The organism is Borrelia turcica IST7, assembly GCF_003606285.1.
GTDB lineage: Bacteria > Spirochaetota > Spirochaetia > Borreliales > Borreliaceae > Borrelia > Borrelia turcica.
On record NZ_CP028884.1, the window covers coordinates 363,947 to 386,669 of the forward strand.

Genomic DNA, 22,723 nt, shown 5'->3' on the forward strand with positions numbered 1-22,723 from the left:
ATCTCTTAAATTCAAATCAATAACCCTATTCAAGTACCTTAGGAGATGGGAAATATCCATCTAAAAATAAATTACTAAAATTTTTAATAGACTCAATCGTCAAAGAATCCAAAACCTCATCATCCCTTAAATTAGACAACTCACATGTCTTTTGTTTAAAATCATCTCTTACATCAAATTCAGAAATTTTATTTAACATGCTAATTACATTTTCAAACCTTTCAACAAATTTTTGCTCCTCGTCTTTACTCAAGCTCAATAAACTTAACTTCAAACTATTTTCTAAATGAATATCTTTCAAACGCCACCTCTATACCTTAGAAAGTCCTTTAATATGGACTGAATTTAAAATTACCTTCTTGCCATTCCTTAGATTAATCTTAATCAACTGCTCACCACTTTGATACCATTTATCCACAATTACCCCATTTTCTCCATTATAATTTATATAATCTCCAATACTAAAGTTCTTATCACTACTCTTTGTAAAAAAATACTTAAAGTTATCCCTTAAATATTCTGGAACAAAAGTAACATCATAAGCATCTTTGTTAATATCTTGAAAAAAGACTGAAATAGCCGTATTTCTCAACATACCACCAAAAAATCTCTGTAAGTTAAGTGTAATAATAAGTTCAAACTTGGCTCTAGTAACAGCAACATAAAAAAGTCTTCTTTCCTCCTCTATTCTTTCCTCCGTCAATTCCTCAATTTCAGCAGGCAGTAATCCCTTCTCAAGTCCAGATATTATTACCCTATCAAATTCAAGTCCCTTAACGCCATGGATTGAAGACAAGAGTACACCAGAATTAGAATCGCCGTGCATCAAAGGTGAAAGAGATGAATTTTCTAAAAATAATACAAGCCCCTCAAAACTACCTGAATACTCAACTCCACTTCCAATAAGTTCATCAATATTCCTAGACTTTTCATCTTTATCAAATTTTTGATAATAATCCCAAAGCCCAAATTTAACCACAACATCTCTAATAAACGCAGATAAATTAACATAAACATCTGTGTCAATTCTTTTCCCTAATGCATCATATATACTTAAAAAAGCAATAAGAGAGTCGCCTGCCTTGCCCTTAAGAGTCTCAGAAACTCTTCTGCTTGCAAGTATTAAATCAAGATTAACATCGCTATTATTCAGCATACCTATTATTTTATCTGTAGTAGTTTTACCAATCCCCCTAGCAGGCTTATTTATTACTCTTAGGAAAGATACTTTATCCTTTTTATTTACAAAAAGTCTAAGTAGGGAAATTACATCTTTAACTTCTTCCCTCTCATAAAATCTAATTGAGCCTAGCACCTTATATGGAATATCTCTTTTTAAAAAAGATTTCTCAAATTGAAAAGACTGATAATTAAATCTATAAAGAATTGCCGTATCAAGTTTGTCTTTAACAAGAAAATTAGAAAAATATTCAGCCTCTTCTGCAGGATTCTGGAAAACAAAAAATTTCATCTTCTTTCCTATCTTGTTTTTTGTAACTATTACTTTTTCATATCGATTTTTATTCTTTGAAATAACATCATTTGCCACATTAACAATACTTAAGGTAGAACGATAATTTTGTACCAAATAATATCTAGTCACATTATTAAATGTCTTTTCAAACTCAAGAATATTCTCTACTCTAGCTCCTCTAAAAGAGTATATAGACTGGTCTTCATCTCCTACTACCATAAAATGCATACCTTGATTATAAAGTTCTTTTAAAAACAAAAACTGCGCATAATTAGTATCTTGATATTCATCTACAAGAATAGCCCTAAATCTCTTCTGTACTCGTCTCTTTATATCTTCAGATTCTCTTAACATTAAAGCAGACTTAAGAATAAGGTCAGCGAAATCAAAAGCATTGTTTCTAGCCTTTTCTTGCTCATAAGTTTTAATATCTCTGTAAATTTTCTCTTCAATACCAAAATAATCATGTAAAAATCCACTTTCCTTTCCCTTAAGTATTAAAGACGAAACTTGCTTTGCAAGCTCAATGGATGGAGCAAGTCCAATTTGTTTAACGCAACGAACAACATCATTAGTGTCCCAAATTGTAAAATTCGAATCATAATTCTTATCAAATTCTTTAAAGTAAATTCTTAAAAGCCAAGCACCAAAAGAATGAAAAGTTTGAATATGCAAAGACTTATTAAAATCAAAAAGATGATTTATTCTTGCATTCATCTCTCTTGCAACCTTATTTGTGAATGTTAAAGCAAGAATTTCCTCCGGCCTTATTTCCAGAATTTTTATTAAATGAGCTATTTTAGCTGTTATAACCCTTGTTTTACCACTACCTGGCCCTGCTAAAACTAAAATAGGATTCTTAGTGTCATCTAAAACAATTTCTCTCTGGTAAGTATTCAAACTAAAAAGAAACTCTTCTATCCTATCTACCATTAATAAACTTCAGAAACCTTAAGATCAAATCCCACAGGAGTTTTTAACCAAAAAAATTGAACTGCCATTAATTCTTTTTCATACCCTTTTAAAATAGAAGTAATATCTTTGCCTTGAAGAGCAATATTAACATCAGAAAGTCTTGATAAAAACAATATTAAAGATTTCCTAAAACTCAAATTAAGCGAATTATTTTTAGATACAAGTAAAGATTTTCCTGAAAGATTATTCTCATCAGCATATCTTAAAAATGTATCATTTAAAAAACGAATCATTAAATCAATATTCACAATATTTTGAGAAGAATATAAGGTAGGATATTCACTAACCATCCTACTCTTAGGACCATTAACTGCAAACCCCCAATCTAAAATCTCAAATCTATTAGAAAGACTAGTTTCAGATACATATTCAACATTCAAAATAAAAGATTCCAAGCTTACATGAGCCTTCTTAAGCCTATCACGAGAATAATTTTCATAAATCATCTTCACCCTTATATTATCATTAAAATCTATTTCTCGAGCTTTACCTAACTTAAAAACATCTCGACTATTACTCAACTCATCTGTAATAACTAAATCATCATTTTTAAAAGAAACCCTATATTTTAAAATAGTATCACCATAAATTAAAGATAAAAAATCACCATCTGCAAGCGAAGCATTCCAAAAACTTTCTTTATCAAAAGGAATTTCATGAACTTCTGGAGATTTCCTTGCAACATGATTCGATTTAAATATTTTTTTTAAATAAGTATTAATTTCATTAAAATTGAAAATAAAAAATATTAACACTACAAGACTAACCAATACCACTAGTATCTTAATCATTCTAGCAGAATTTATCTTAGAAACATCTATGCTCTTATTTGCAAGTTTCCCCTCACTCGCAAAATTTGAACCAACATTTTTATTTTCAGGTTTAATGCCAATATAACTATCATTAAGTCTTCTCTTATATTCCTTAAAAAGAGAGGAAATATACCAAACATCAACATCTAAATACTCACTATAGGTTCTTAAAAATCCTACAGCTAAAACTTCATTTGGAAATAATTCAATATTAGAGTCTTCAAGAGCTTTAAGGTATTTAACAGAAATCTTAATATCATCAGATATAACCTCAAGAGTTAACCCCTTCTCAACCCTAGCTTTTTTTAAAAAATCTCCAAACTTAACGAAATCATTTTCTTCCATAGTTCAACACCTCAAGTTTTTTTAACATCATATAAAAAATTATCTACCTTGTTTGAAGTTTTTGGCGGATCATACTTAAATCTACTCTCAGGAATTCCAACATTAAACTTCATAGATAAAAGATCAATAATAATTTCTCGTCCACCACCCGTAGGATAAGCAATAATCCTCCTAATTGCGCCACTCTCTGCAAAAGCAATCATAAAAGAATCAATTGTAGCAGCACCCTTATAAAGACGCCTTGAAAAAGTCAATTTGATAAAACTTTCCGTACTTCCTCCAGTCTCATCAAGAGGTTCTAAATTGGGAGAATTAGTATAAGATACGCTATACTCGGTACCTAAAACATTCATAAAACCACCACCTGCTTTTCCCCTTGTTAACTGTTGTCTAAAAGAAGTACCAAGTGATGGAACATAAACTGTCAAAAGCTCTCCATCACTTACAAAAACTTGATTATTTGAATCTAAATTAATAATAAACTTATCTGGAAATTTATATAACAGAGTTCCCGTTTGCTTTAAGCCCTTTATATTAAGACTAATCCTAGCCTGCATATCTTCTACACTTTGATATTTTGAATAAATATTCTCAAAATACTGGTTAGCAGACACTTGAGCAAAAACAACATAGGGGCATACAATTAATATTAATATTATTTTCTTCATTACAAAACTCTTATTTCATTAAGCCTAATTTAATAACAAAATATATTACACAATTTACGGCTAACACCCATACTGTAACTTATTAAAATAATAAGTTACTATTCATAAATATACCATTTTGCAAACTAATAATAAACATAATTATAGTAAAAGATTAAAGGAAACAAAATGTCATTAAATTACAGTGAAATAAACATAATACTTAAGGAACTTCCTTTAAAAAATTCATTTTTAAGAAAAATCAAACAACCCAACTATAAAACCTTAATTTTAGAACTCTATAACAAAGAAGTAAATGAAAAAAATTTCAATGTATTAATCTCACTAGACTCAAAAACCACTAGAATACACAGAACAAGTAAAAAATTTGATAATATTAAACCACCCTTAAGATTTTTTGAATTTTTAAAATCAAAAATTCAAAATGGGAAATTATTTGAAGCTTGTCAAATAAACAATGAAAGAATAATTTCTCTTAAAGTAGTAAAAGATGGAATAATAACATTTATCTTCATAAAATTATGGCCATCCGCTCCTAACATAATTGCAACAGATATCAATTTAAAAATACTTGATGCATTTTATAGAAGACCAAAATCAAGTGAAATTACAGGTGAAATTTTTACTAAAATCCAAGAAATTACTGAAAACAACAATAAGCAAAAAAAAGAAGTCAACCTAAAGGATGAATACGATAATGAATCTTCTTACTCTGAATTTATTGAAAATTACTATAGTAACTTAGAAGCAAAAGAGACTCACGAACATAATACAGAACTACTTAGAAAAAAATACGAGAAAGAAAAAATAAATTTAGAAAAAAGAATAAACTCTTTAGAAACACAAATAGACTCAATTAAATCAATTGAATCTAGAAGAGAAAAAGGTGAAATGATTTTATCAAATATTAATCTAATAAGAAAAGGAATGGATAAAATTATTATAAAGAACAACAATGGAGAAGAAATCACAATAGAACTTGACAAAACATTACTGCCTAAAGACAATGCCCTTAAATACTTTAAAGAATATAAAAGAAGTAAAAATTCTTTAAATCTATTAGAAGAACAATTAAATTATGCAAGAAAACAATATGATGTATTAATATCAAAGACAACCTGCATAGATAACAAAGAGTTACTTTATTCAAAAAATGAAAGAGCTCAAAAACAAACCTCACTAAAGAAGCCACCTATTGGTATTCATTTCATCTCATGTGAATTTGAAATCGTTGTAGGAAGAAATGCAAAAGAAAATGACGAACTCTTAAGAAATTGGGCAAAGGGAAATGACTATTGGTTACACACAAGAGATTACCCTGGTGCTTATGTTTTTATTAGAAATAAGAAAAATAAAACACCTCCTCTTGAAGTTTTGCTACATGCTGGTAATTTATGCGTTTTTTACACAAAAGCTGCAAGAAAATCGGGCAAGGCTGATCTTTACTACACTCATGTTAAAAACTTAAGAAGAGTGAAAGGAGGAAAGAAAGGACTTGTAATACCACATAAGGAAAAAAATTTAAATATTAAACTAGATCTTGATATGCTTAGAAAAATTAAAAACAAAAATTAACTCTATATTTTATTCTAATTTAAATTTAAAATAAAACAGCAAGTTATTAAAAATATTGTTATTGCAACTTAAAAAGCATAAAATTTAAATAGTGGAGGAAGTACCATATGATAAAAAAATTAACAAAAATAGTAGCAACAATATCTGACCTTAGATGCGACCCAGAGCACATAAAAGATTTATATGAGGCAGGTGTTAATGTAATAAGACTTAATACTGCTCACCAATCTCATGAAGATGCTCTAAAAGTAATTAATAATGTTAGACAAGTTTCAAATAAAATAGCACTAATGATTGACACAAAAGGCCCAGAAGTTAGGACGGCAAACATTGAAAACCCTATTCCCGTTAAGATGAATGACAAGGTAATAATATCAACATCCCCTATTGGTGATTCCAACTCATTTCAAACTAACTACGATGGTTTTGTTAATGAAGTTCCAAATGGGTCTAAGGTTTTAATTGATGACGGCGAACTTGAAATGATTGTCATTGAAAAATTATCAGACAGATTAATTTGTGAGGTTAAAAACGACGGACATATTAAGAATAAAAAATCCATAAATACACCAGGAGTTCCACTTAAGCTACAGTCTGTAACTGAAAAGGATAAAGGATTTATTGAACTTGCAGCAAAACAAAATATTGATTTTATTGCTCACTCATTTGTAAGGCATGAAAAAGATATTCAAGATGTTAAGGATATATTAAATGCTGCTGGAAATTCTGATGTAAAAATCATTTCTAAGGTTGAAAATCAAGAAGGAATTGATAATATTGAAGAAATTGCAAAGGCTTCCTATGGAATCATGGTAGCAAGAGGAGACATGGGTGTTGAAATACCTGCTGAAGATGTTCCCTTGGCCCAAATTAAAATAACAAAAACTTGCATTAAGTATGGAATACCCGTAATTACTGCAACACAAATGCTTCACTCAATGATTGAAAATCCAAGACCTACAAGAGCAGAGGTTTCCGATGTTGCTAATGCCATTTTAAATGGGACAGACGCTATTATGCTATCTGGTGAAACAGCTTACGGTAAATATCCAGTTGAAGCTGTTAAGATGATGACTAGAATAGCTAGAGAGGTTGAAAAACATAGAGAAAAAACCCTATTTAGGGACGAAATTTTCTGTAGTAAAAGAATTATTAGAAACTACATTATTAAATGTGCAATTGATTCAACAAAGATCATGCCCATAAAAGCTATTATTGTTGACTCACTAAAGGGAAGAACTGCAAGAGTAATGGCAACATATAGGGCAAGTGTTCCTTTGTTTATTACAACAAGCAATGAGAGAATTGCAAGAGAGTTATCTCTTTCTTACGGTGTTTATTCTAATCTTGTTGATAATAGTTTTAAAAGAACAACTGAGTTTGTAGTAACTTCTCTTGAACTACTAAAAACACAAGGAATAGTCAAAGATTCAGATACTGTAGTAATCATTTCAGGAAATCCAAACAGAGATGTCAGCAAGGGTACAGAATTTATGGAGATAAATACAGTAGAAGATGCAATTAAGGGACGAAACATATAAATAAAATCAGGAATAGTTTAGTTAATGACATATTTTACTCAAATAACAAAATCAACCCAAATTTACTAAACTTACATAAAAGAAAAACTCATAAAGCACTTCTAGCAAGTTATGGAACTTATGAGTTTTTCTTACAAAATGCCTATTTATTTCAAAGAATAATAGCTAAGAATACAAAAAATGTTTTTGTATTCTCACAAACAAAAGAAAATTCACAAGTTAACATTTCAACTCACAAAGCTTGGAAGATATTCAACTCAAAAATTGATGTGAATATCAATATAATGAATCTAATACAAGATCTTGAATTTACAAACACAGAAGATAAAATAATAGAAAACGATCATAAAATTGAAATTGTGTTAAATTTCATTAAAGACATGACAGAAGAGATAAAAATAATTCCCATTATCTTAGGTAAACTTAAATATCAAACCTTAAAAGAATTTTGTCAATTTTTAAGCCCATTTACAAGAAAAGAAGAAAATTCTTTCCTTTTCCTTTCTCATTTTATCTCACACTCTACAAATCTAAACAAAGCTACTAAGCTAGCATCAACACTAAAAGAGCTTTTACTTGCAAATAATCTAAATACCTCTCTTATCCTAGAGAATTATAATGCTCATAAAATATTTCCTGAAAATATAAGTGCATTTATAATAATCCACAAACTTTTCCAAGAATTTGAATTTACACACAATGAAATTGTCAACAACAATAATGAATACTTAATAATAGAAAATATATTAATAAATTAAAATTCTAAATAAAGTCTTCTACTTTTTTGCAATTTTTTTTCAAAAAAACATCAAGACCAACTTTTGAAATACTTCTTAAAGCATTTGCAGAAACCTTAATATTAATACTTCTTCCCAATTCAGGAATAAAAAATTTCTTATTAATTAAATTTACTTTAAAAGTTCTCTTAGTCTTAACCCCAATATGCTGGCCTGCTCCACCCTTTCTCTTAGCAAGTCCCTTCCTTGGTACATTATTTCCAAATAAGGTCCTCTTTCCTGTTATTTCACATTCTCTGCCCATCTAAAACTCCTAAACTGTATGTTTTCTCTCTAAATATAAATCCATCAATTTTAAAAATAAGCTCAAATTACCTATTATATTTTTAATTATACTACCAAAGTTTATATTATTTCCATAAGTTTTTATAAGATCAATATCAAGCTCCTTCCAGTTATAAATCAATTCTCTTTCTGAAGAAGGTTTAACATAATCCTCTAAACAATCCTTTAATCGTTGCTCCATAGAATAAATTATTGAATAATACTCATTCAATAAAACAAAAGCCTTTTTATTAATATCTGCTACTATGCTTATTAACAATTTTTCTGATGACTTGTCTCCAACAGAAGCCCTATGCAAAAGAGCTTTAATTCTATTACCATAATTCCCCTGTTCACCAAGATTATTATCAAAATCAATAAGACTTGAATAAGTATTAATCAAAGAATGCATATCATTAGACATATCTCTTGAAATTTCCATGTCCTTCCACTGCCCCTTAATGATAAGAATATTAATCGTATCATTAAGATCTTTTTTCACAAAATTAATCACATAAGTTTTTAAATAACCTAAAAGCTCATAATAAACATATCCAGGAGTACTCATAATTTTAGATGTAATCTTAACATTCATCTTTTCATTATAATTATCTAAATGTAAAAGTGTACCTGCAGGAAACAATTTTTCTGCCACAATTTTAGATTTACTATTTTTTTGCAAAACCTTAATCTTTTCTATTTCGTTTGCAACATGTTTAGCAAGATCATTGAAAAATGTTTTTGTCATAGGTTTTGGCTTCTTTCCATTAGATATAGGAAAATAATCAGGATCTCCACTAACATATCTTACAAGATACAAAATTTCCTTATTCTTATTTATCTCAATAATGGAGGTTACTATTTTAAGCCAAATATTTGGTTTAATAGGAAAATTCCCCTTATCTCCATATACCTCTAAAAGAATATCGTATAGATTTTTCCAGACAGCAAAATCTGTAATAGAATATATGTTCTCTAAAAAATCTTTAATCTCATCAAGAATCAAACCACAGCCAACTGCATTAAATCTTGGCTTATAGACAAAATCATCTTCTGGAAACAAACCATCAAAATTTTTAATAATAGAATAATATGAATATGAGACTAAATCAAAAAAGATATACAAAGCTCCACAAGTTTCATCGATTAACTTAATTTGTTCTTGAGTTACATTCTTAAATAAATAATTCAAATTATTATTCAAATTTTTAGGCACATCCGAATTAAAATTAGGCATATCATTAGCTGAAAAAGAATAAATATAATCCAAAGCCTTTTTTTGACTTTCATTCAAATACTTTTCAACAACAAAGTGAATTATTTTATTTGAATTTCGATATCTTTGCACAAAAAGCTTTAAAGGAGCAAAAGTTTTGTAAAGATTATAAATAAATTTAGCAAATTGAGGTAAAGCTTGTATTTTCGAAGCATTAAAAAAATTACTTATCTTATTCAGATTATTTTTTACTTCTCTAATCCTCTTCTGCCTTACCTGTTCAGGAGTAAGCTCTCTATTAAAAATAGAAAATAAAAAATCAAACAAACCCAAATTTACCAATCTCCCTACTAAAAATCAAACTATAAAATTAATATTCTTTTAAACACCAAAACTATCAAAATAACTATAAAAATTATACATAATTTATTGTAAAATAAAAGGAAGTAAAATAAATAATTTTTATGTACATAAAAAAATCAATTTTAATCATAGTTTTTACTTTAATTCTTAGTTGTTCAAGTAATGATAGCATTATCTTACTAACCGACAATAAAATTATTCCATTTTATGTAAACCAATTCAATATCGAACATAAAGCAAGTTTTATCGTTAAATACAAAGACCATATTAACATGCAAACAATTAACAAAGAAAATGCTCAAATAGTTATATCAAAAACCATAGACAATATAAATATAATTAAAAATTTTAAAAATATTCAAAAATATTATTCTCCAGATTATCTAGTTCTAAAAAATATATCTGAGAAGTTTACATACAGAATTATTCCCTTAAGTTTTGATATTCCAATCTTAATATATAAAAACGAATATAACATAGAACAATATATAGATGCACAAAGTATTAAAACAATATATAAACTTTTTCAAAGAGAAAAAAAATTCTTTATTTCTCCCTATATTTCTGAAAGCTTATTTTACACAATATCTAAAATAAACAAAATAAACTTTTATTTTGCTAATAATAATCTGGAATATGATGAGAAAAAAATGTTAAATATGATAAATCACTTTAAATCGTTTTTGGATGTAAATGAACTTAAACTGCAAAAAAGATTTACAGAAAAATACCAATATTTAAAATTAGAAAACATATTGCTTGAAAAGAACACTCTTTTAATAGCAGGTTTAGCTGATTTAACATATTATAATGGTTTAAGTAAAGACATCCAAAATAAACTCAATTTTTCATACTTAACGGATCAAGACAAAAAATTAACAGTATCCAATATAACCTTTATGGGGGTTCAAGAATTATCACAACCTATAGAAAAATTTATTCAATGGATACTAGATAAAGAAATACAAAAAAAACTAATTAAACTTAAAGACAAGAATAAATTTAATGAACATTTCGGATTTGTAAGTGGATTAACACCTTATAAAAGTTTAAATTTGCAATTAAACATAAAAAAAGAAAATCCTTCTTTTATTATTGATGAAAATGATATAGATCAAAACTCATACATACTCAACAAAAAACAAATAGAAAAAGAAAACCAAGTGATCAATGAATTATTTCTATCATCAATAACTAAAAACTTAAATTAAAGATTATGCTTCCCTATAATTAACCCGTATTAAATGGAATATAAAAATAAATAAGAGAAAAAGAATAAAAACAAAGGGCACATATATGTTAGCAAACATTTGAATAAAGACCGCTATTAAAATAAATAATAAATAATTTATAAAAAGCGAAATAATAACTGAAAAAATAGCTATCATTATGCATATTAAAAATATTATAAACTTCGAGTCAAATTCAAAACTAACCTTAGAAGACACACCCATAAATAACACTCCCCATAAAACCAATAACATAGGGTTTATCAATAATAAAAGACTGAAAGAGAAAATACTTATTAACCTTAAGTTAAGCATTTCAACTTGGTTAAAAGCATTCAAAAGTCCTGGGGCAGGCAAAAATATATTACTACTAGAATTCGAAAATAAATGTAAATTGTCAACATCTTTATTAATACTAATAATAGCAGGCTCATTTAAATCAAAATCTCTAGACGACACAATAATTTTAGTAGCAATAATATTGCTCTCCTCATTATCCTTATCTAAAACATTTTGATAAACCTCATTACCCTTAAGAGTAGCAAATGGAACTTTAATGTGAAATACAATATTACCTGATTTATTGAATCTAATAAGTTCAAAATTTTTAACCATTTTTAAATAAGAAATACCACTCACAATTTTTTGCATATAAATATAATCGAATGTCCCACTCCCAGAGTCAGATTGAAACAATAAAACATCATTTATACCATGATGTTCATAATATTTTTCAATCTCATCAAAGAAAAGATATTCACTTCTAAGTTTCTCCAAAGACTTATTCTTATAACTTAAAATCTCATTATCATTTGGAAATAATTTATGAAGTCTCAAAAATCCATAATATGCATCTCTAAATTTTTCTGTATTAAAATATAAAAAATTTTTCTGTTTCTCTTCCAAAACTAAATGTCTCTTCTCGCTCTCAATATTCTTATTCTCATTAATAGCCTTAAAAGTTAAGTCTAGAAGAGCAGCAAGTTCATCATCCCTAGTAGAAGCAAATCCTATATAAGCAAAATAATTAGCTGTAGCATAATCACCCTTATCAATAAGCTCATTTACAATATCTTGAAAATCTTTCTTGGTAAGATTTCTAATCAAATATGTCTTAATAGTCTTTCTAATTTTTTCTAAATCAACATCATAAATAGGCATTCTATTATATTCTGATTTCACTAAGTAATAATTAGTTGAAAGTTCATCATTATCAAAATCAATAAGTCTCATTTTATTATATATTCTAATTAAATCTTCAAGATATTTTCTTTTCTTCTTCATTGCTTCTATTAAATCATTTGCATCTAAAATCTTGCTTACTGATAAACTTATATCTATTCCCTTTACTTTATTTACTATTTCATTTGCCTGATTTTCAAGAAGATTATACCTCTCATAACTATACCTATACTCACTCCTTTGAGTAATGGTATAAGGTAAAATAAAATTAAAAATAAGAGAAACAATAACTCCTACTATAAAAAATAAAAATACAAATGGATAAAATTTCCTAAATAAATAACCCTTATACTCTTTTAAATAAACCCTTATTTCATATTGACTTAAGAAAATAAAGTAGATACAAATAAAAAAAATAAAAAAACCATTAAAATAATGATAAACACCTAAGACAGTATCAAAAAATGTGGCTATTAATCTATATTTTTCTAAATAATCTGACCCAAAAAAATATGCATAACAAAAAAATAAACAAATAAATAAAAATAAATAAATAATAAAATTGCTTACAAAAGCATACAATTCTCTTTTCATAAACTCTACAAACTATTATCAAATCCTTCACTAATCTTAATACAATCGGAAATGAATCCAAACAAATAAATAGAAAAGAAAGTCAGAATACAAAAAACAAAAGGAATATAATCAGAAATTACATTTCTTCCCACAATCAAATTAAAATTTTTAGGAAACTCAATTGCATAAAGATTGTAAACTTTAAAAAATAATATGATAAAGATCGGATAAAGAAATAAAGAAAAACTACTTGAAAATATAAGATTAAAAACATAAGAAAATGAAAATAAAAGTAACCCAAATCCAAATATATTAAATATCAAACCAACATGCCCTAAAGATAGAAAAAAATAATTTAAAGTTTCCAAATCATTAAAAACATAGCTAATCAATTTACTATATAATTCCTGCATCAAAAATGCATTTTTCTCAGAATAAATAGCATTAACTTGAGAAAAGTCTGGATTATATGAAAATTCATTAAAATCATTATCCTCATTCTCGTTTTTTTCTACCTTTAAAAGACCCTTAAAACCAAAAAAATTAACATCATTGCTATAAAACACTAACTTACCATCAAAAAAATGTACTACCCCATCTCTAATAATCCTGTCGCTCTTTTGATGAAGATTTTCATATATAGTATTAAAATTAGAAGATGCTCTAAATCCAAAATAAGACAAAGATAATATAAAAACAAAAGTGACAAAATACAAAGTCCTAGATATTTTTAAAACTTCTACATCGAAAGGATAAGAAATTCTCATAAAAGTAACAACAAGAGCTAAGGGAAAAGTATAAAGATAAGTATCATAATAAAGCTCGTAACTAAAGATAGAAAAATTTACATATAGAAATTTATATTTCAAATAAAATGTGCAAAGGAAGACAAAAGATAAGAGAAAAAATATAAAAATAAACCTACAAGATACTAAAAAAACAAACCTTAAAACATTCAACACCATAAATCCCTATAAGTCGAAAATAAATATTTTAAGACTTTCTAACAGATAAAACATCTTTAATTTTTTGCTTAGCTTCTTCAAAACTAATTTGCAAGGCCAAACTAATTTCATGCTCCAAAATCAGCTCAAAATCATTTAAAATCCTCTTCTCATAGAAGGGTAATTCTTTTTGAGTAGACTTTGCATACAAGAACTTATACAACTTAGCGGTATTCAATATATCATTTTGTTTATAAAAATCATGACTACCATCTTTTATTTTTTTTTGATCTATTTGACCCTCAAAATCTTTAATAACATCAAAGACTTCCTCCACCTTTTCCCTACTAACCAAAGCTCTAATCCCAAGATCATCAGCTCTAGCAACCGGAACCATAAAAGTCATTTCATTAAAGGGAAAGTATATCTCATAATAATCAATAAACTCACCATTAAATTCTTTATTTTGAATATTTTTTATCCTACCCACTCCCTGCATTGGATAAACTACAGCTTGATCTAATACAAATGCCACTTTTTACCTCATATAATAAATTTCACTAATACTTAAATCAAAAGAAGTTATAAAAACACACTTAAATTAGTTCTAATGCCAAATTTATTTGCATAAAACAATTTTTCAAGATAATCATTACTACAAAAACTTATTATCATACTAGGAGTAAGCTTATTAATATTTGCAAAAAACATTTCCTTATTTCTCTTAACAGCCCTCAAATCATAGTAACCAATAAAATTAATTTCTTTATGTGATTCTTTCAATCTTAAAAAATTCTTCTTAGAAATTATTTTATCCTTGTCTATAATATAGCATGTTTTATATGTATTTTCTAGTATACTCATTAAAATAAGCAGAATTGAATTTGAATCATAATAACTAATATCAATCTTTTTAAAAAGCTTGCAAAGAACCCTTAACAACTTAGAATTAGAAAAGACAAGTGAAGAATCCTTAACAAGATTTCTAAATTTTTTAAAAATCAAAAATTTCAATAAAGCCTTAAAATCAACAAAAATCACCATTGAATGATATGGATGAGATAAAAGATATTCAAATCGACTCGCCAATTTATCACTATTCTTAAATACATCTATTGGCATCCCACAAAAATAAATCCTGTCGGGTTTTGAATATATATCTTTTAAATTAGCCATTATTACCCTCTAATAACAATTTAAAACAAATAAGTGAATAAACAATAGCTGTTTCTGCCCTCAAAATTGAAGTATTAAACTTCACGAACTTAAAACCCAAATCCTTAAATAAATTAATTTCTGCCATTGAAAAACAACCCTCAGGACCTATTAAAATCCCAATTTTATTTAAAGGACTTATACTATCACCACAACTTAATAAACCACCCTCTTGATGGGCAACATAATAATGAACAGAAGATGAATAAGGAATACTAAAAAAATTTTTGTAAAAATTAATATCAGGAACATGTATATTACCACTCTGCTTTAAAGCTTCATCAATTATCTTTGCAAATCTAGATCTTTTAAAACTTAAATCATTCATATCTATCTTAGAAACAGAATTATCGCCATTAACAATGTTTATATGATCTACTCCAATCTCAACGATTTGCCTTAAACATAAGTCTAATTTTCTACCTTTAAGATTAGATATAAACATGCTTATTTCAAAATCCCTCTTTTTTATTTTCTCTATCTTAAGAGTAGAAAGCCTAATAATCTTATTATCAATGCTTAAAATTTTAGCAAACCTTATTTCTTTTCCCTTCACCAAAACATTTAATGCATCTCCTACCTTAAACCGTCTCACATCAATAAGATAATGATAAATCTTAATATCATTAATAATGATATCATTCCCAAATAAACAGTCATCGTTTAAGACTATTTGTTTCACAGATTAATTTTTAGTTTCATTTAAAAGATACTCATAAGAAGCTCTTAAGGCCTTATCATAATGTAAATTATAAATCGGTGCTTCTTGATTTGTGTCTTGATAAAATTTAGTAAGTACATACTGACCTAAAAAGTCCTTATCTACATTATAATTAGCATGTCCTTTAACAAGGTTATCAATAAAATTATCTATTTCAGTTTCAGTAATAGTTTTTCTATCCTTTAAAAAATGTCCTATTAAATCCTTGTCAAAAATTTCTTTATAAGCTAAGACTTCTTCCTCAGAAAAATCTTTCGAAACAATCTCTAAATCAGGTTTAATCCCAATATTATGTATACTTTGACCAGATGGAGTATAGTACTTTGAATTAGTAATCTTAAAGCCTCCTGTATGGAAAGGGATTACATTTTGTATTACTCCTTTGCCATAAGACTTCTCACCTATAACATAAGCCCTCTTATGATCTTTTAAGGCTCCCACTAAAACTTCGGATGCTGATGCTGAATGCTTATCAATTAAAGCAACAATTTTCATGTCCAAAGGTACCAAACATTCAGAATTAGCCTTATATTCAAAAGGAGCTTTAGCATCCCTTGTCCTTGTTGAAACAATAATTCCCTCAGTCAAAATATCATCGGCTATCTTTATTGCGTCCTTTAGAAAACCTCCGGTATTAAGTCTTAAATCTAAAATCAAAGATTTAATATTGTGAGATTTAAGTTTTTCTAAAGCTTTTCTAAAGTAACTATTAGTATTTGGATTAAAACTTACTATCCTAATATACCCAACGTCTTCCTTAATAACATCATATTTAATAGTCTGTATATCTAATTTTTCTCTTATAAGTTCAAATTCCAATTTTAAATCTTTACCTCTTAGAATAGAAACTTTAACTTTTGTACCTTCTTTTCCCCTCAAAAGCTCAACAACTTGTTCTACTGTCATTGCAGAAGCACTCTTACCATCAACGGCTGTAATGTAATCACCCGACCTTATTCCAGCCTTATATGCAGGCCCTTCCTCAAAAGGAGTAAGAATTTTCACATAAGAATTAGGTTCAAGATTAGATCCCTTAGTAGAATCTTTTTTGGTAATAGTAACCCCAATTCCAACATAATTCCCCTCTGTGGTTTTTGATATCTCCTCTAAATCTTTTTTTGTTAAATATTGAGAATATGGATCATCCAAAGCCTGAAACATACCCTTCAAAGCCCCTTCAAAAACAGCCTCATCATCAACAGGTTCAACATAATTTCTCTTAATAAAATCAAAAGCTTCTGTCATCATATGACCATAATTTGACGCAGATAATTTACCTCTAGAAGAATCTGATTGTGCAAAGATAGACTCTACAACAACTAAAGAACTCATACTGAGTGCTAATAAAAAGCATACAAATATTAAAAATTTCTTTTTCATCCAACTAATTCCTACACAAATAAAACTTGATTTTATCTCCATAATATAATACTTTAAGATTATGTTAAAGACAAATACTTTAAAAATAAAAATTACAAGTTTCATTATTGCTATGCAAGTACTTGAAAGCTTATTAATACTCGTAGAACTTTATGGAGCTATTAACAAAATAATATTTGTCAGTAATTCTTCTATTAAGTTTATGTTATCTTTTATTATATTCTCACCAGAGTTATGTCTTGCAATACTAACAATAAACTATTTATTATATGAAAAATTTAAAATCCTTCACAACTTGATTATCACAACAAAAATTTTTCAAATAATAATGGGAATTATGTTATTCATATTAGGTTATAGTCTTCGCTTATATGTGTATCAAATATCCCTATTTCATCTTTTAGGAATAGTAATAATTTACGCTATATTTAACTCAATGATTCTATTTTTAATAAAAATAAAGGATAAGTAACGGAGTAAAGGTTTGGTTATCATTCCTGTAGCTAGCGGAAAGGGAGGAGTTGGCAAGTCTCTTTTTTCAACTAATGTTGCAATTTGTCTTGCAAATGAAGGAAAAAAAGTATTGCTTATTGACCTTGATCTTGGAGGTTCCAACCTACATTCCATGCTAAATATCATACCTAAGAAGAGCATTGGAACTTTCCTTAAAACAAAAATTCCCTTCAAAAATATAATAATTGAATCTGGAATTAAAAATTTAAGTTTTATTGCAGGGGACTCTGACATTCCAGAGCTTGCAAATATAGCTACCTTTCAAAAGAGAAGAATAATTAACAACTTAAAATCCCTCACTTATGACTATTTAATAATTGACCTTGGTGCTGGGACAACATTTAATACAATAGATTTCTTTTTAATGTCAAATCGTGGAGTCATAGTAACAATCCCAACAGTAACAGCAACAATGAATGCCTATTTATTCTTAAAAAATACAATCTTTAGGCTTATATCAAAAATATTTACAAAAGACACAAAAGGACACAAAATAATCTCTGAGATAAAAAAAGACTCTAACGATTTACAAAAAATATATATACCCAATCTATTACTTAAAATTGAAAATCAAGACCCTGAAAATTACGAAAAATTCATGGCAATTTTCTCACGATTTAGTCCTTTCATAGTCTTTAATATGTTAAGAACACCTGATGACATTCAAAAAACAGAAAAAATACTAAAATCCGCAAAGGATTATCTAAATATAAATTTACAAAGCATAGGTTCAATTTATAAAGATGAGATTATTGACATAGCACTAAACCATAAAATCCCAATAACAATCTATAAACCTACAAGTTTAACTTCTAAAAGCATTAAAAAAATAGCAAGCAAATTAATTGAACTTGAAACTTTAATAAATGATGCAGAACTCTTAAGTGAGGAAGATATACACGAAAGCTATGATTTTGTACTCAAAGAAGCACAAGACGAATACTTGGAAAAATCTGAATATCTTGAATCATTGCTATTAAACAAAACAATAGACAATAATGAAATTATTGATATAATAAAATCCCAACAAAGAGAAATTGCAACATTGAGAAAACAAAACATGATGTTTAAAAAAAAGTTATTTAAACAATTAAAAGAAGATTAAGGAGAAAAAATGCCGAATTACATAAATTACCCTACCTGGTTACATCCTGAAATAATTAAAGGCATTCCAATCACATGGTATAGCCTTTCCTACATTATAATAATCATGATTTGCTATAAATTCATTTGGTACCAAATAAAACTTGACAAAATTGATATTAAAAGAAGTGATTATGAAAAAATGATGTTCTCACTTGTTATGGGGGCAATAATCGGTGGTAGGTTGGCATCTACATTAATTTATGACAAAAGTGGTCTTTATTATACACACCCTTGGTTAATCTTTCTACCATTTGACAAACACTGGAACTTCACAGGTTTTAGAGGGATGGCAATACACGGAGGTTTTTTTGGAGTAATTATTACACTATTAATAATAATTAATACCAAGCTTAAGAATACAAATGTGAGAAAGTACTTTATAAAGATGACAGATTACGGAGCGATAGCTTTTTCTTCAGGATACATACTAGGAAGACTTGCTAATTTTGCAAATGCAGAGCTTTATGGAAGACCAATGAAAGGAGGAATAATATTCCCAAACGCAGTGCCTTTTAGAACAAGCGATAAGGGAGTAAAAGAATTTGCAGAATCAATTGGACTTGAACTATCACCTCATGATTTATTTGTTAATCTACCAAGGATTCCATCACAACTCATTGAAGGATTCTTTGAAGGGACTGTATCTTTTTTATTACTATGGTTTGTCTTTAGAAAAATAAAAAAATATGATGGTTTTATTTTTGGAGTATACATAATTCTTTATAGTTTCTTTAGATTCTTAATTGAATACTTAAGGGAACCAGATAAAGAAATAGGATTTGTTATCACCTATAGCCAGCCTGAGAGTCTACTCGACTTCTCTTTTTTAAACATATCAATGGGACAAGTGCTCTCTTTAATTTTAATGCTATCAGGAATAATTTGGCTTTTATGGGCCAAGATGAGATCAGAAAAATTAAATAAATAAATCACAAAAATATAGATTTATAACAAAATCACTATAAGTTTATTTATAGTAAGATGAAGAATACATATCCAAATGCGATTGCAATATCTGAGCAAAAAATTAATGACGAGGATATTGCAAGGCTTCAATCTATTTTCAACTTATTATATATTTCATCCTCTAGAAAAAATATCTCCAGAGAATACATTAAACAAAATGATATTAAGTTTGCTATCATTTACAACCACAAAAGACCAATAGAATTCTCAATCAATATAGCTAATGATTTACAAAGCATCAACAAAGTTTATTCTATTATAATAAACAATAAGCCTACAGAAACAACAACTTATAAATTCAATTATATAGAAATACTAAGAGACATCCATGAGTTAAGTTTTAATCACAGTCTCATATGTCAAAAAAAGCTTTTTCATGACAATAATAATGCAAACCTTGATTTTTTCTTAAATTTAGCTGAACTTATTAAAGAGATTGTAATAATTACAAATATTGAAAATGATATTATCTATGTTAATGAGAAAGGCAGTAAAGAACTTGAACTCCCAATAAAGACTAGAGGCAAAACAAATAAAATAACTGATATCAATATCATAGCTTTAGAAAAAGAAAATAAAATAGATTTAAGTTATACTATAAATGACATTCCTGAATTTAGGAACATATTAATAACTGATTGCCTTTTAATAGCAAAGCACAATAAAAAATTAACTGTAGATTTATTTGTTAGCACAATTGGCCAAAATAACATTGATAAATTAATAACAATAAGAGAAATATCTCATTTAAAACCCAAAAACTACGATAGAAATCTTGAAATTATTGATACACAAACAGATTTGTATAATATCAAAGAACTTGAAAATCTTTTAATAAATCAAATTGAATCCTCTTATAAAAATACATATTTATTTGACCTAGACTTACACATAAATACAGAATATGAATATAAAGGGAATAGAGCAAATATAGACTTTAAAATACTTAAAAAAATCACCTCTAAAATAATGTCATTTTACTCAGAATACATATTTCGAGTGAAAGATAATAATTTAATAGTTATTATTTCCACAAATGGTGGAGAGAGGAGACTAATTGCAATTGCAGAAGAAATTAAGAAAACCATATCGAATGAACTTAAAAAGCAAGGATTCATACTATTTAAATTCAATATAGGAGTAATAGAGGCTAATTTACAAGAAGACATAGAGATAATAATTTCAAAACTAAAAATAGCAACAAAAATATCTTCTGAATATAAAGATTCTCTTCCTATTTTATATAAAGACGATCTACCAGAAACAATACTTATTAAAAACCAAAATAAAATATTTGAATACATAGTAAAAGCAATCAAAAATGACTTTTTTACTCTCTACTATCAAAAAATAACTCCCCTTAAAAAGAATTTAAAACCTAAAATCGAAATACTAACAAGACTTTTTGACCACACTGGGACTCCTATTCCAAATAGCACAGTATTCAATTTAATAGAAAAATATAATCTAACTGTTGAAGTGGACCAACTGATTGTTACTAAAGCCTTAAGAGAATATACAAATTTTGTAGCAAAAAATGGTATACATATTTTTTCAATCAACATTTCACCACAATCACTAAAATCTAAAAATTTTAGAATGTTCTTAAGAGAAACACTCCTTACAAGTCATGTACCACTTCAAAACATATGCTTAGAAATAACAGAAACTGGGATTTTAGAAAATTTTGAACTAGTTAACAACTATTTCAAAGAACTTAAAAGTTTTGGAATCAAACTAGCACTTGATGATTTTGGAAGCGGTCACACTTCACTTTCATACATTAAAATATTACCGATAGATATCATAAAAATAGATGGGTCTTTTATTAAAGTAATAAATTCCAGCCAAACAGATCTTGTGATAATAAAATCAATCAAAGAAATTGCTGATACAAAAAGAATAAAAATAGTAGCTGAATTTGTATCAAACGAAGAAATACTTAAAAAAATCAATGAAATTGGAATAGATTATGGACAAGGATTCCTATGGCATGTACCAGAACCAATATAGAGCATATAAGGTATTCAGGATCAAGAATAGACCTTATGATTAGTAAGGTCTATTCTTAAAAATTAATCAAAACATACCAATTTCAATCTTTAATTCATTGACAATACAGTTTTTGCAAGACTACCTATTATAAAATTAACAGTAGCTAATATATTCTTAGCATCTTCATCATTCTCATCAATGGAAACATTTACTTTACCATCAACAATATCAAGGCCTTTAAAAGTCTTTATAAACTCTCTTGCTGTATCATTCTTAACTCCATTCAAATTCATGTCTATAATTTTTTTAAGATCTGAACTTACTCCTACAAAAATATGAGAATCCTGCTTACTGCCAGCAATATCAATATGTGCCTCTGCCACATATGCATTTTCATATGAATAAACAGTCATCTTAGCGTCTGCACTTGAATCTACTTCTCGTAGGCCTTCATTATCCCCTGCAAAATGCATAACTTTAATAGCTTTCCCTATCTTTGAACGTTCATCTTTGCCAGCAACAGATATTCCCATTGCATGCAATATATGCCCCAAAGTATGTTCATCAATAGGGCCTCTTAAAGACTCAGAATGGTCATGGTCATGATCATGATGGTCATGGGCCTTACTTTCTTCTGTTTTATTCTTAGACTCACACCCTACTAATAACAAAATAAATATAGTCATTAATAAAATATTTTTAAAAAAATAATTTCTGTACATAAATATTCTCCTATAGTTTATCATTATCTTTTAAAGACAATGATAAATCAATTGTTTTATACAAATTTTATGTATCATTCAACTGCTATAATAAAAAAATAAGG

At 27.5% G+C, this 22,723-nt stretch carries 21 protein-coding genes; 8 read left to right on the forward strand and 13 right to left on the reverse strand.

Annotated features, from left to right (window positions below):
• Positions 1 to 25: 25 nt before the first annotated feature.
• The 4 genes from gatC to DB313_RS01770 are packed head-to-tail and all read right to left on the reverse strand — an operon-like array spanning position 26 to position 4,274.
• A complete protein-coding gene (gene gatC / locus DB313_RS01755) occupies positions 26 to 301 on the reverse strand; it encodes an Asp-tRNA(Asn)/Glu-tRNA(Gln) amidotransferase subunit GatC (RefSeq protein WP_120104144.1) in 276 nt (91 codons plus the stop codon).
• Between the two features lie 9 nt (positions 302 to 310).
• Positions 311 to 2,407, reverse strand: a complete 2,097-nt coding sequence (locus tag DB313_RS01760; protein WP_120104145.1) for an ATP-dependent helicase — start codon at positions 2,405 to 2,407, stop codon at positions 311 to 313.
• Entirely contained in the window at positions 2,407 to 3,606 is a 1,200-nt protein-coding gene (locus tag DB313_RS01765; protein WP_120104146.1) for a helix-turn-helix domain-containing protein, read from the reverse strand. Before DB313_RS01765 ends, DB313_RS01760 begins: the two co-directional genes overlap by 1 nt.
• An 11-nt stretch (positions 3,607 to 3,617) precedes the next feature.
• The gene (locus DB313_RS01770) at positions 3,618 to 4,274 is read right to left on the reverse strand and encodes a LolA family protein (RefSeq protein ID WP_120104147.1); all 657 of its coding nucleotides are present in this window, start codon (positions 4,272 to 4,274) and stop codon (positions 3,618 to 3,620) included.
• Positions 4,275 to 4,442: 168 nt separating this feature from the next.
• Here DB313_RS01770 and DB313_RS01775 point away from each other — a divergent pair, with 168 nt between their 5' ends.
• From DB313_RS01775 to amrB, 3 genes are all read left to right on the forward strand, one after another.
• Positions 4,443 to 5,849 carry an NFACT RNA binding domain-containing protein gene (locus DB313_RS01775; RefSeq protein ID WP_120104148.1) on the forward strand — a complete coding sequence of 469 codons (1,407 nt, stop codon included), beginning with the start codon at positions 4,443 to 4,445 and terminating at the stop codon, positions 5,847 to 5,849.
• Between the two features lie 107 nt (positions 5,850 to 5,956).
• Positions 5,957 to 7,390 carry a pyruvate kinase gene (gene pyk / locus DB313_RS01780; RefSeq protein ID WP_120104149.1) on the forward strand — a complete coding sequence of 478 codons (1,434 nt, stop codon included), beginning with the start codon at positions 5,957 to 5,959 and terminating at the stop codon, positions 7,388 to 7,390.
• A gap of 50 nt (positions 7,391 to 7,440) precedes the next feature.
• Entirely contained in the window at positions 7,441 to 8,148 is a 708-nt protein-coding gene (gene amrB / locus DB313_RS01785) for an AmmeMemoRadiSam system protein B (protein ID WP_238614529.1), read from the forward strand.
• Between the two features lie 4 nt (positions 8,149 to 8,152).
• Here amrB and rpmB read toward each other — a convergent pair whose 3' ends face one another.
• Both rpmB and DB313_RS01795 read right to left on the reverse strand, forming a co-directional pair.
• Positions 8,153 to 8,431, reverse strand: coding sequence for a 50S ribosomal protein L28 (rpmB, locus tag DB313_RS01790; protein WP_120104151.1), 279 nt, complete (start codon positions 8,429 to 8,431; stop codon positions 8,153 to 8,155).
• A gap of 9 nt (positions 8,432 to 8,440) precedes the next feature.
• Entirely contained in the window at positions 8,441 to 10,009 is a 1,569-nt protein-coding gene (locus DB313_RS01795) for a hypothetical protein (RefSeq protein ID WP_174220838.1), read from the reverse strand.
• 122 nt (positions 10,010 to 10,131) lie between these two features.
• On the opposite strand from DB313_RS01795, the gene DB313_RS01800 reads away from it, so the two are divergent.
• Positions 10,132 to 11,241 carry a hypothetical protein gene (locus DB313_RS01800; RefSeq protein WP_120104153.1) on the forward strand — a complete coding sequence of 370 codons (1,110 nt, stop codon included), beginning with the start codon at positions 10,132 to 10,134 and terminating at the stop codon, positions 11,239 to 11,241.
• A gap of 3 nt (positions 11,242 to 11,244) precedes the next feature.
• Here the strand turns inward: DB313_RS01800 and DB313_RS01805 are convergent, their stop codons facing one another.
• The 6 genes from DB313_RS01805 to DB313_RS01830 are packed head-to-tail and all read right to left on the reverse strand — an operon-like array spanning position 11,245 to position 17,277.
• The gene (locus tag DB313_RS01805; RefSeq protein ID WP_120104154.1) at positions 11,245 to 13,035 is read right to left on the reverse strand and encodes a hypothetical protein; all 1,791 of its coding nucleotides are present in this window, start codon (positions 13,033 to 13,035) and stop codon (positions 11,245 to 11,247) included.
• A gap of 5 nt (positions 13,036 to 13,040) precedes the next feature.
• Positions 13,041 to 13,979 carry a hypothetical protein gene (locus DB313_RS01810; RefSeq protein ID WP_120104155.1) on the reverse strand — a complete coding sequence of 313 codons (939 nt, stop codon included), beginning with the start codon at positions 13,977 to 13,979 and terminating at the stop codon, positions 13,041 to 13,043.
• A gap of 31 nt (positions 13,980 to 14,010) precedes the next feature.
• Complete coding sequence (locus tag DB313_RS01815) at positions 14,011 to 14,496, reverse strand: CarD family transcriptional regulator (RefSeq protein ID WP_120104156.1); 486 nt, start codon at positions 14,494 to 14,496, stop codon at positions 14,011 to 14,013.
• Positions 14,497 to 14,543: 47 nt separating this feature from the next.
• Positions 14,544 to 15,137, reverse strand: coding sequence for a hypothetical protein (locus DB313_RS01820; RefSeq protein WP_120104157.1), 594 nt, complete (start codon positions 15,135 to 15,137; stop codon positions 14,544 to 14,546).
• The gene (locus tag DB313_RS01825) at positions 15,130 to 15,858 is read right to left on the reverse strand and encodes a 16S rRNA (uracil(1498)-N(3))-methyltransferase (protein ID WP_120104158.1); all 729 of its coding nucleotides are present in this window, start codon (positions 15,856 to 15,858) and stop codon (positions 15,130 to 15,132) included. Before DB313_RS01825 ends, DB313_RS01820 begins: the two co-directional genes overlap by 8 nt.
• Positions 15,859 to 15,861: 3 nt before the next feature.
• Positions 15,862 to 17,277, reverse strand: a complete 1,416-nt coding sequence (locus tag DB313_RS01830) for a S41 family peptidase (RefSeq protein WP_120104652.1) — start codon at positions 17,275 to 17,277, stop codon at positions 15,862 to 15,864.
• Positions 17,278 to 17,338: 61 nt separating this feature from the next.
• On the opposite strand from DB313_RS01830, the gene DB313_RS01835 reads away from it, so the two are divergent.
• Genes DB313_RS01835 through DB313_RS01850 form a run of 4 tightly spaced genes read left to right on the forward strand, consistent with a single transcriptional unit; the run spans position 17,339 to position 21,915 of the window.
• Positions 17,339 to 17,749 carry a hypothetical protein gene (locus tag DB313_RS01835; RefSeq protein WP_174220839.1) on the forward strand — a complete coding sequence of 137 codons (411 nt, stop codon included), beginning with the start codon at positions 17,339 to 17,341 and terminating at the stop codon, positions 17,747 to 17,749.
• 12 nt (positions 17,750 to 17,761) lie between these two features.
• Positions 17,762 to 18,895 carry a MinD/ParA family protein gene (locus tag DB313_RS01840; RefSeq protein ID WP_120104159.1) on the forward strand — a complete coding sequence of 378 codons (1,134 nt, stop codon included), beginning with the start codon at positions 17,762 to 17,764 and terminating at the stop codon, positions 18,893 to 18,895.
• A gap of 9 nt (positions 18,896 to 18,904) precedes the next feature.
• Positions 18,905 to 19,864 (forward strand): prolipoprotein diacylglyceryl transferase, encoded by a 960-nt coding sequence (gene lgt / locus DB313_RS01845; protein ID WP_120104160.1) that lies wholly within the window; start codon positions 18,905 to 18,907, stop codon positions 19,862 to 19,864.
• A 53-nt stretch (positions 19,865 to 19,917) separates the two neighbouring features.
• On the forward strand, positions 19,918 to 21,915 hold the full coding sequence (locus tag DB313_RS01850) for an EAL domain-containing protein (protein ID WP_120104161.1): 1,998 nt from the start codon (positions 19,918 to 19,920) through the stop codon (positions 21,913 to 21,915).
• An 89-nt stretch (positions 21,916 to 22,004) separates the two neighbouring features.
• Here the strand turns inward: DB313_RS01850 and DB313_RS01855 are convergent, their stop codons facing one another.
• Positions 22,005 to 22,619, reverse strand: a complete 615-nt coding sequence (locus tag DB313_RS01855; protein WP_120104162.1) for an LA7/P22 family lipoprotein — start codon at positions 22,617 to 22,619, stop codon at positions 22,005 to 22,007.
• Positions 22,620 to 22,723 lie beyond the last annotated feature (104 nt).

Excerpts from the sequence above, each read along its gene's own strand:
- pyk (WP_120104149.1), top strand. The coding sequence starts at position 5,957 with ATGATAAAAAAATTAACAAAAATAGTAGCAACAATATCTGACCTTAGA.
- DB313_RS01855 (WP_120104162.1), bottom strand. The coding sequence starts at position 22,619 with ATGTACAGAAATTATTTTTTTAAAAATATTTTATTAATGACTATATTT.
- DB313_RS01850 (WP_120104161.1), top strand. The coding sequence starts at position 19,918 with ATGAAGAATACATATCCAAATGCGATTGCAATATCTGAGCAAAAAATT.
- DB313_RS01765 (WP_120104146.1), bottom strand. The coding sequence starts at position 3,606 with ATGGAAGAAAATGATTTCGTTAAGTTTGGAGATTTTTTAAAAAAAGCT.
- DB313_RS01800 (WP_120104153.1), top strand. The coding sequence starts at position 10,132 with ATGTACATAAAAAAATCAATTTTAATCATAGTTTTTACTTTAATTCTT.
- rpmB (WP_120104151.1), bottom strand. The coding sequence starts at position 8,431 with ATGGGCAGAGAATGTGAAATAACAGGAAAGAGGACCTTATTTGGAAAT.
- lgt (WP_120104160.1), top strand. The coding sequence starts at position 18,905 with ATGCCGAATTACATAAATTACCCTACCTGGTTACATCCTGAAATAATT.
- DB313_RS01775 (WP_120104148.1), top strand. The coding sequence starts at position 4,443 with ATGTCATTAAATTACAGTGAAATAAACATAATACTTAAGGAACTTCCT.
- DB313_RS01760 (WP_120104145.1), bottom strand. The coding sequence starts at position 2,407 with ATGGTAGATAGGATAGAAGAGTTTCTTTTTAGTTTGAATACTTACCAG.
- DB313_RS01770 (WP_120104147.1), bottom strand. The coding sequence starts at position 4,274 with ATGAAGAAAATAATATTAATATTAATTGTATGCCCCTATGTTGTTTTT.
- DB313_RS01835 (WP_174220839.1), top strand. The coding sequence starts at position 17,339 with ATGTTAAAGACAAATACTTTAAAAATAAAAATTACAAGTTTCATTATT.
- DB313_RS01805 (WP_120104154.1), bottom strand. The coding sequence starts at position 13,035 with ATGAAAAGAGAATTGTATGCTTTTGTAAGCAATTTTATTATTTATTTA.
- DB313_RS01830 (WP_120104652.1), bottom strand. The coding sequence starts at position 17,277 with ATGAAAAAGAAATTTTTAATATTTGTATGCTTTTTATTAGCACTCAGT.
- DB313_RS01820 (WP_120104157.1), bottom strand. The coding sequence starts at position 15,137 with ATGGCTAATTTAAAAGATATATATTCAAAACCCGACAGGATTTATTTT.